The organism is Mesorhizobium sp. M2A.F.Ca.ET.067.02.1.1, from assembly GCF_004023285.1.
GTDB lineage: Bacteria > Pseudomonadota > Alphaproteobacteria > Rhizobiales > Rhizobiaceae > Mesorhizobium.
Genome location: NZ_RZSB01000909.1, coordinates 1 through 2,147, shown reverse-complemented (window position 1 = coordinate 2,147; position 2,147 = coordinate 1). Strand labels below are relative to the sequence as shown.

2 protein-coding genes are annotated in these 2,147 nt (G+C 64.1%); one reads left to right on the top strand and one right to left on the bottom strand.

Translation table 11 applies throughout. The annotated features are described in order from the left end of the window. Positions 1–83: 83 nt before the first annotated feature. Positions 84–1,178 carry a hypothetical protein gene (locus tag EOA28_RS33565; protein WP_128315734.1) on the bottom strand — a complete coding sequence of 365 codons (1,095 nt, stop codon included), beginning with the start codon at positions 1,176–1,178 and terminating at the stop codon, positions 84–86. A 266-nt stretch (positions 1,179–1,444) separates the two neighbouring features. Here EOA28_RS33565 and EOA28_RS33560 point away from each other — a divergent pair. Continuing rightward, positions 1,445–2,147, top strand: a 703-nt coding sequence (locus EOA28_RS33560) for an RHE_PE00001 family protein (RefSeq protein WP_245501664.1), incomplete at its 3' end; no start/stop codon positions are given.

Below are 2,147 nucleotides of genomic sequence, written 5' to 3'. Positions count from 1 at the left end.
GAATCCAGCGCGTCAAGCGCGTCGGCGCGGCGCAGTTTGGCGGCGGATGCGGGTTTTGGGAGCCGGAGGTCCATGACGGCGGCTCAGAACAGATATTTTTTGTCTGCCCAGGCGAGCAGCACGGCTGCATCGCGGTCTGGCAGCCGCACGCGGCCGGCACGCAACCCGGCGGCGATCGCGCGGCCGACGTTCGGATCGACCCAGTGCCCGTGCGTCATCAGAAAGAACCAGGCGAAGGGCAGGCCGATTTTTTGGTCTATCGCCTCGATGCGCTCCATCAGTCGATGCACGGAGACGCTGTCTTCCGCCAGCAGCTGTTCGCTGGGAGACCGCAGAGGTCGCGGGATAAAGCCGATCTCGCGCCGGTCGCGATGCTCAAGATCGTGAATGTCGAAGGCCCAATGATCAAAAATGCGGTGGTCGCAAGCACTCGATCGTTCCCAATCGGCAAAAAAGCGGTTCTCGCGCGGCACAAAATCGAACCAGTCGGGATTGGCTTCCAGGAACGCAATATCCCGCTTACTCTCGGAGCCGACCTCGTGAATGACACGGTTCTCGAGTTCCGGTCGGCGCGCCTCCCGCTGTTCGCGTTCGATGCGCGCCTGGCGCGCTAGAAAACTGCGCATGTGAACGATGCCGCCGCCAGCGCGGCCGCGCAGCCGGTAGATGGGCCCGGCAAGCACGGGCGCGACCGCATCAGGCTCGCGCCGCACCCAGGACGGGTCCAAAAGATCGTCGGCGTTATAAGGGCGATAATCGGGATCGACCACCGGTCCGGCCAAAACCTCGATTTCGCGGCCGAGCGAGAGCTGGACAAAATCGGCGACGCCGAGGCCGGTGGGCGCGAAGGCGAAGACGCTGGCGCCGCGCCATTCGGTGAACCGGAGGTCGCCGCTTCGGTGTCGGTTCCAGAAGGCAGTGAGGTCGCCGCTCAGGTCGGCCAGCTCGCGCTCGACCCAGGCGCGATGGTCGCCAATGCGTGTGCCACTGGCGGACAAAACGGTGCGGGCGTCGCCGCGCCAGTAAAAATCGTCGATCGAGGCTGCGGTGAAATCAAAACCGGGAAAGGCGTTGGCAAGCGCAGGGGCGAGCTCGGCGTCGGCCGACACCGGCTCGAGGCTTTTCAGGACGGCTTGAACGGAAGCGGTATCGGGCAGGCGGATCGGCTCTGCGGTCATAGTGGCGTCCCTTGCGCGCGAGGTCGTCCATGCAGCGGGACGAACCAATTCACTGAACCAGCCAGACGACAAGCGCCGAAAACCCTACGTTTCCAGGCCCTGTCCAGCGATCCAGGGTGAGGAGTTTTGCTGATTTGCGCGGCGAGATCAATCACTATCGATAAGCGGTCATTATCGATAGTGATATTGACGCCAACGCGACCCACCTACAAGTCAAGTTAATCAGGAGATAGCTGGACTGTCGCGAATCAGGTAGCGTGAAATCAATGACGTACGACGTCACAAAGCTTCCTCTGGAACCCCTCATTGGGCCGGTTGCCCGCGCCACCGAGCTTTTGGCGCGTCTCGACGAGCGTCTGGCCCGCTCGAGCGTTCGCGACGGTTGGATCGAACGCCAGAACTTTGCCGACGCCGCTAGCGCGCTCTGGCTGGAGGGCGAGCTCGTTCATGTCGAGGATCTGGTCCTGCATGATGCCCACATGGATATCCGCACGCCGACCCACGAACTCACGCGCGCGCATGCCGTGCTTCGCGCCCGCCGCCAGATTATTGCCCGCGCCCCGGACTGGGCGCTCGGGCGCGATGGCCTGCGCCAGCTCACCGGCCGGGGCAACGTGGCCTCGCCGGCGGGAGACGGCCGGGAAGGGGAGGCGATATCTGTGCCGGCATCTGGTGCTGACGAGCCATCCGACATGGATGAGCCGGATCCGTTGGCGCAAGAGTTGGCGGCAATCGACGCGATGCTCGAACGGACCACCAAGGTGCTGGACGGTGGGGCGATGCTAGCCCGAAAAGAAGCGGCCTCGCAGCCTCCTCGCCCAGCGCTTGTCTACGATCTTGACTGGGATGAGGACGCGCGTCTGGCCGAATGGCAGGACGTGCTCGCTCAGACGCGGGAACTGCCGGCGATCCTGCGCGCGGCGGTCCTGCTCGATGCCTGGTCGGAGATCGAGGTCCTGCAACACGCCT